7 protein-coding genes are annotated in these 7,303 nt (G+C 29.7%); 5 read left to right on the forward strand and 2 right to left on the reverse strand.

The window, feature by feature from the left end:
- The first annotated feature begins 102 nt into the window (after positions 1–102).
- Positions 103–1,341 carry a DUF6051 family protein gene (locus tag RT575_RS05830; protein WP_313579496.1) on the forward strand — a complete coding sequence of 413 codons (1,239 nt, stop codon included), beginning with the start codon at positions 103–105 and terminating at the stop codon, positions 1,339–1,341.
- A 161-nt stretch (positions 1,342–1,502) separates the two neighbouring features.
- Here RT575_RS05830 and RT575_RS05835 read toward each other — a convergent pair whose 3' ends face one another.
- Both RT575_RS05835 and RT575_RS05840 read right to left on the reverse strand, forming a co-directional pair.
- Entirely contained in the window at positions 1,503–3,074 is a 1,572-nt protein-coding gene (locus RT575_RS05835; protein ID WP_313384980.1) for an Rne/Rng family ribonuclease, read from the reverse strand.
- A 213-nt stretch (positions 3,075–3,287) separates the two neighbouring features.
- The gene (locus tag RT575_RS05840; protein WP_313374924.1) at positions 3,288–3,584 is read right to left on the reverse strand and encodes an HU family DNA-binding protein; all 297 of its coding nucleotides are present in this window, start codon (positions 3,582–3,584) and stop codon (positions 3,288–3,290) included.
- A 104-nt stretch (positions 3,585–3,688) separates the two neighbouring features.
- Here RT575_RS05840 and mutY point away from each other — a divergent pair, with 104 nt between their 5' ends.
- The 4 genes from mutY (at position 3,689) to rseP (ending at position 7,200) form a co-directional block, all read left to right on the forward strand.
- Positions 3,689–4,708 (forward strand): A/G-specific adenine glycosylase, encoded by a 1,020-nt coding sequence (gene mutY, locus RT575_RS05845; RefSeq protein ID WP_313579498.1) that lies wholly within the window; start codon positions 3,689–3,691, stop codon positions 4,706–4,708.
- A gap of 35 nt (positions 4,709–4,743) precedes the next feature.
- The gene (locus RT575_RS05850) at positions 4,744–5,193 is read left to right on the forward strand and encodes a single-stranded DNA-binding protein (protein WP_313579500.1); all 450 of its coding nucleotides are present in this window, start codon (positions 4,744–4,746) and stop codon (positions 5,191–5,193) included.
- A gap of 13 nt (positions 5,194–5,206) precedes the next feature.
- Complete coding sequence (locus RT575_RS05855; protein ID WP_313579502.1) at positions 5,207–5,815, forward strand: gliding motility lipoprotein GldD; 609 nt, start codon at positions 5,207–5,209, stop codon at positions 5,813–5,815.
- 74 nt (positions 5,816–5,889) lie between these two features.
- A complete protein-coding gene (rseP, locus tag RT575_RS05860) occupies positions 5,890–7,200 on the forward strand; it encodes an RIP metalloprotease RseP (protein ID WP_313579504.1) in 1,311 nt (436 codons plus the stop codon).
- Positions 7,201–7,303 lie beyond the last annotated feature (103 nt).

Below are 7,303 nucleotides of genomic sequence, written 5' to 3' on the forward strand. Positions count from 1 at the left end.
TAAATAAAAAATTAAAATCTCAATATTTCGTTATATAGTACTAAATAGCTTATTAAAAATATATTATTATAAGTACATTTAAATTCATAAAAATCATAAGCGATGCAGTACAACGAACTATATCAAAAATTAAAAGAAGCTTTTGATTTAAATCAAAATTCTTCTGAAATTGTAGATCTTAATTTACGAATTACCAAATATCAGTCAACCTCATTAAACGCAGCAGAAGATTTATTAAATGGTTCTGCACATTTAAGTTGTCCAAAACACGATATTCATTTCAAGGAAAGTGATGTAATAAACAATATATCAGGAAATACAGATGTTGATATATTGGATTATGATATAGAATGCAATAAAATATTTGATTATTATATAGTCCAAAGATTAGATCAATATAAATCTAACGGTGCTATAATCCTATTTCATGGACTTAATGAAAAAAAATGGGATAAATACCTACCATGGGCCTACGAGATTGCTCAGCAAACAAATAAAGCAGTAATACTTTTCCCAATAGCTTTCCACATGAATAGAGCAGAAGATTCATGGAGTGATCGTCGTAAAATGGTAGAAGTTTCTAAAAATAGAATAAAAAATAATAGAGATAATACAGATTCTTCTTATGTAAATGCAGCAATTAGTGCACGATTAGAGGCTCATCCACAACGTATATTTTGGTCAGGTTTCCAAACTTATTCAGATACCATAAAATTGATTTATCACATCAAAAAAGGAAAAATAGATACTTTAAATAAAACAGCAACTATAGATCTTTTTGGTTATTCCATCGGTTCGTTTTTATCAATTATCCTGATGATGGCCAATCCAAAAGGAATTTTTTCTAATTCAAAATTATTTTGTTTTTGTGGAGGAATGACAATAGATAGAATGTTCCCTATTTCCAAATATATTATGGATTCTAGAGCAGCTATAAAAATGCAAACAGTTTTTGCAGAATTATTAAGTACAGACTTCAAAAATGATAAACGATTAGGGCATTTTCAAAACCCAGTACTTCACAAAGAAGAAAGTTGGTTCAAAATGATGTTGCGTTACAACTATTTTCAAAAAGAAAGAGAATCTCGCTTCACCGAGCTTCAACATCAAATAAAAACCTATGTATTGGAGAAAGATGAAGTTGCTCCGCCTATAGAAGCACTCAACACACTGAAAGGAGGATACAGAAAAATAGAAATAGATGTAGAAATAGTTGATCATGATTTTGATTATTCTCATATGATACCATTTCCTTTAACTGTAAAAAATGAAAATGACGTAACAAAAGCATTTAATCAGTTCATTCAATCAGCCAAGGAATTTTATAAAAAAGAAGTATAAATAAAATAAAAATTAGGGCAATCCCTATGGGACGCGCTATCTCGCTCTCAATCTTTTATAAAAAATTCTTTTTTTATAAAAGGATTTTCACTTCTATCGCTATTGCAAAACGATGTCTAAATTAAAAAAAGGTTATTTTCTATCAGAAAATAACCTTTTTTTTAGTTTGACTCGTTGTAAAGTGTATTATGATCTTTATCCAAGAAATTAAATTGTAAGTATTTATACGCATCTCTCGGAACAATCTTTATCCACTTTTTATGCTTAAAAAACCATTTCATCTGAATGCTTGGTAATCCATGTTGTAAATAAGAAGCAACGAAAGGATGTACATGTAACGACATTTTTCGTAAATCCTTATCTTTTCTATCAAGGATGTTCAAGAGCACTTGTTCAATTTTATCAATTGTAACGATTGGTGCTTCAATTTCATTCGAATCTTGGTTAGGATTTTCTTCAGTTGTAACAAAGTTCACTTCTGGGCGAACGCGCTGTCTTGTAATCTGAATTAATCCGAATTTACTTGGTGGCAAAATTTTATGCTTTGCCTTGTCTTTCGACATTTCAGCTCTTAGGTGTTCAAACAATTCTTTTTTATGTTCAACACCAGTCATATCAATAAAGTCGACCACAACAATTCCTCCCATATCGCGTAAACGTAATTGACGAGCAATTTCAGAAGCTGCAATTTTGTTTACTGCAAAAGCAGAATCTTCTTGATTTTTAGAATTTCTAGAAATATTACCAGAATTCACATCAATAACGTGTAATGCTTCTGTATGTTCAATCACAAGGTAAGCACCTTTAGATTGAGGAATAGTAACCGTTTTACCAAAAGCTTGTTTAATTTGTCTTTCGACATTAAACTTTTCAAAAATAGGAACAAATGGATCGTCATATTCTTTTACCAGGTTTACTTTATCTGGTGCAATAACTTCCAAGTATTCTCGCATTTCATCAGCTAATTCGTTATCATCAACAGAAATTTTAACAAAATCATCATTAAAATTATCTCTTAAAATGGATGATGCTCTATCCATTTCACTAAGAATTTTTGCAGGAGCTTTTTTCTTCTGAAGATTTTTAAAGATTTGTGTCCATTTATTTAATAAATAAGCCAAATCTGATTGTAATTCTTCAGCATTTTTATTTTCAGCAACTGTTCTGATAATAACTCCGAAGCCTTCTGGAGTAAGTCCGTCTAAAATATTAATTAAACGATCTCTTTCTGGCTTTTGTTTGATTTTTTGAGAAATCGAAACTCGTTCCGAAAATGGAACTAAAACCAAATAGCGACCAGCAATTGAAATTTCAGAAGTAATTCTTGGTCCTTTCGTATGGATTGGTTCTTTTGTGATTTGAACCAAAACAGAATCACCTGGAGCAAAGATATCAGTAATTTGACCGTCTTTTTCTATAGGATCTTCCATTCGAAAGTTTTTCAACTTTTCTGTTTTATACTTCCCATTTGCTACAATTTTATTGTAAACATTTGAAGAACGTATTTGTGGTCCTAAATCATGATAATGTAAAAATGCATCTTTCGAATAACCAATGTCAACAAAACTTGCATTTAAACTAGGAGCTAATTTTTTGATTTTACCCAAGTAAATATCGCCAACTGCAAAGCCATCATTTGCAGTATCTTGATGAAATTCCATCAATCGACCTTCATCTAAAACTGCGATGCGTACTTGATCAGCTAAGGCTGAAATCACTAATTCTTTACTCATCAAAAAATTATGTTTTTAAAAATGATAAAAGCACTTTCCAAAATTTCCATTGAAAAGTGCTATCTTGTAAAAAGACTAAATTATTAATAGCTTAGCTACTAATTATTTTTTCTTTTTGTGTCTGTTAAGACGACGACGTTTTTTGCGTTTGTGCGTCGCTACCTTATGTCTTTTACGTTTTTTTCCGCTTGGCATGATACAATTATTTTATTGTTATTTAATTACGTTTGCTTCGCTAGTTTTTACTTCTTCAATAAAAGTCTTAGCTGGTTTAAATGTAGGAACGTTGTGAGCTGGTATAATGATAGAAGTCCCTTTTGTAATGTTTCTTCCTGTCTTCTCAGCTCTAGTCTTAATAGTAAAAGAACCAAATCCTCTTAAGTATACATTTTCTCCCTCTACTAATGATTTAATCACCTCCTCCATAAACGATTCTACTACTCTTTGAGTATCGCTCTTTTCAAGTCCTAATTTCCCTGAAATGTTATTTACTATTTCTGCCTTTGTCATAATTCCTCTTATTATTCTTAAATTTGAAAGCGGGTGCAAATATAACGATAGTATCCCAACAAAAAAAGATTTTTTCAGTTTTTATGAACTTCAACTATCTGATTTTGTCATATTTTGACAAAAATAAACGAGATTTACCATGGCGTCATACAAATGACCCTTTTCATATTTGGTTGTCGGAAATAATTCTCCAACAAACAAGGGTTGACCAAGGTATGAAATTTTACAATAATTTTATACACGAATTTGATACTATTTTTGATTTAGCTAATGCAGATGAGCAAAAGGTGCTAAAACTCTGGCAAGGATTGGGTTATTACTCTCGTGCCAGAAATTTACACCATACAGCAAAGTATATTTCAAATGAATTAAATGGGAAGTTCCCAAATAATTTTAAAGATCTGAAAAAATTAAAAGGAATAGGAGATTATACTGCAGCAGCAATAGCTTCTATTGTATATAAAGAAGCAGTTCCTGCTGTAGATGGGAATATGTATCGAGTGTTTTCTAGATATTTTAATATTGAAGAAGATATAAGTTCTTCTAAGGCAAAAAAAATATTTTGGCAGTTAGGTTTAGAGGTTATAGATAAAAATCGTCCAGGGGATTTTAATCAAGCAATAATGGATTTAGGAGCTACTGTTTGTACTCCAAAATCACCTAAATGCGAAATTTGTGTTCTTAATGAATCATGTGAAGCCTTACGATTAAAAAAAGTTGATCAATTACCTGTAAAGCTGAAAAAAGTAAAAGTTTCGAATCGTTTTTTACATTTTATAATTTTAGAAAACAATCATACAATCAGTTTGTCCAAAAGAACAGGTAATGATGTATGGAGAAATCTTTATACTTTTCCTAAAATAGAAACTGAGACGGATTTATTAGATAAGGGTTGGATTTTTGAAGAAAATTTAGAAAATGATTTAACTTTTATATCAGAAGAGAAACATATTCTTTCTCATCAGAATTTATTTATAAAATATTGGAAATTAAATGTATCTTTAAATAATATAATAAATTTATCTAAAAAAATAGGTTTTGAAATGATTTCAATTGAATCAATAGATGATTATCCTTTTCCAAAACCAATAGAAAAATTTATTAATAATCATTATTTAAACTAACTTTGTTTATAACAAGCCACTAAAAAACTAAAACTATGAATGGAACAACAAATAAAGTACTTTTGATAGGTAATTTAGGAGATGATGTAAAATTACATCATTTTGATGAGCAAAACTGTATTGGTCGTTTTCCTATTGCAACTACAGAATCTTATATTTCTAGAACTGGAGAGAGAATTACAGAAACTGAATGGCATAATATTGTTACTAGAAATAAGTTAGCTGAATTGTGCGATCGTTATCTAAAGAAAGGAGATAAGGTTTTTGTTGAAGGACGAATAAAAACAAGAAAATGGGAAGATAATGGACAAACTCGTTATACAACAGAAATTGTTGCTAATTCAATAGAGTTTTTAACTCCTAAAATTGATAATGATCAACGCAGTACAATACAAGAGAAAGAAACGAAGGTAGAAACTCCTCAAAAAACACCAATTGTAGAGCCTCCTTTTATAGAGGATGGTGAGGATGATTTACCTTTTTAGAATAAAATAATAAATGAATTTTACGAAATTTAACGTTTTACGTAAACCAATAAAAATTAAAACTATAATAGCATTATGTAGTAGTGCTATTTTTTTTGTTTCTTGCAATAATAATGATGAAGTTGCAAAACCTTTAGGGCAGGTAAGATTAGAATATCCTAAACAAACTTATATAAAGTTTAATGAAAATGTTCCTTATACTTTTCAATATTCAAATTTTGGAAAAATAATTCCAGGTAAAAAAATAAATTCTTTCAATATTGTCTATCCACGAATGAAAGCAACAATTTATCTGACATATTTTCCTGTCAAATCTCCTCAAGATTTAATTGTTCAAATAAAAGAAAGTGAACGTTTTGTTCAAGATCAAACAGTAAAAGCAAGTTTTATTGCTCCACAAGAATTTACCTTTCCTAAAAAACATATTTTTGGCACATTATATGAACTTGGAGGAGAATCGGCAATAAATTTACAATTTCATGCTACAGATAGTATCAAGAATTTTTTATCTGGTTCGGTTTATTTTAAAACTCAACCTAAACCAGATTCTCTTGCACCAGCTATAGATTATATAAAAACAGATGTTAAGAAATTATTGGAAACATTAGAATGGAAAAAATAAAAATTGCTGATTAATAAAAACAATTAATTTTGTAATCAATTTAAAAATAAAATAATAAAACTAATTTAGAAAATATGTTAATACAGATAGCTACATTAATGCTTAGTTTGATGCTTTTAGTTATGTTGCACGAACTTGGTCATTATGTAACAGCAAGATGGTTTGGCGTTCGTGTAGAGCGTTTCTTTTGTTTCTTTGATGTGAAATTTGCCATTTGGAAAAAGAAAATTGGAGATACAGTTTATGGTATTGGTTGGTTACCATTGGGAGGTTATGTAAAACTTTCTGGGATGATTGACGAAAGTATGGATCTTGATCAAATGAAACAAGAACCGAAACCGTGGGAATTTCGTGTAAAACCAGCTTGGCAACGATTAATTATTATGTTAGGAGGGATTATTGTTAATATTATTTTAGCAATGATTATATATACTGCATTATTTGCATCTCAAGGAAAATCATATACAGATGTAAATAAAATGCAATATGGAATCTCTACTGATGCTGTACAACAAAAATTAGGACTTCGTAATGGAGATGTTCCTGTAGGAGTAAATGGAGTTAAATTTAATTCTCTTGAAGAGATATATAAAGAAGCATTATTAGGAGGAAATACATTAGAAGTAAAAAGAGAAGGTAAAGAAATTTCTCTACCAATAAACGAAGATTTTAGAACGCAAATTTTAAATTATAAACAAGGTTTTTTTATTCCTCAATTTACATTTGTTATAGATTCTGTTATGGAGAATAGTGCTGCACAAAATGCAGGATTATTAAAAGGAGATAAAATTATTGCTGTAGATGGATTTACAACTCATTTATTTAATGACTTTAAAATTAAAATAGATCAATATAAAGGAAAAACTGTTCCTCTTAGTATAGAAAGAAAAGGAGAACCTATAGAATTAATGGCTACAATTGGAAAGGATGGAACTTTAGGATTTATTCCTGCAACAACTTATTTAGAAACATTAAATTCTCACCAAGATTACACATTAGGAGAAAGTTTTTCTAAAGGTATTGTAGAGCCTTTTGAAGCTATTGCTACACAAGTTCGTGGAATTGGAACATTATTCAAAGTAAAAGATGGTCGTAAGCAAGTAGCTGGACCAATAGGAATGGTAAAACAAATGCCTAAAAAATGGAGTTGGTTATTTTTCTGGTCTTTTACAGCTATGATTTCTGCTTGGCTGGCATTTATTAATTTATTACCAATACCAGGTTTAGATGGTGGTCATGCGGTTTTTGCAATTTATGAAATGGTTACAGGAAAAAAACCAAGTGAAAAAGTTTTAGAAAAGGCACAAATGGTTGGAGTCGTAATTATCTTATCCTTAATGGTATTCGTTTTTGGTAATGATATTGTGAATATGATTTTTAAATAATTTCTGAAAATTTATTAAAAAAATATTTGTGGGTGTAAAAAAACCTATTATATTTGCACCCACAATTAAGCAACATTCCTCCTTAGCTCAGTTGGTTAGAGCA

The sequence above is a fragment of the Chishuiella sp. genome, from assembly GCF_032109125.1.
Lineage (GTDB): Bacteria > Bacteroidota > Bacteroidia > Flavobacteriales > Weeksellaceae > Empedobacter.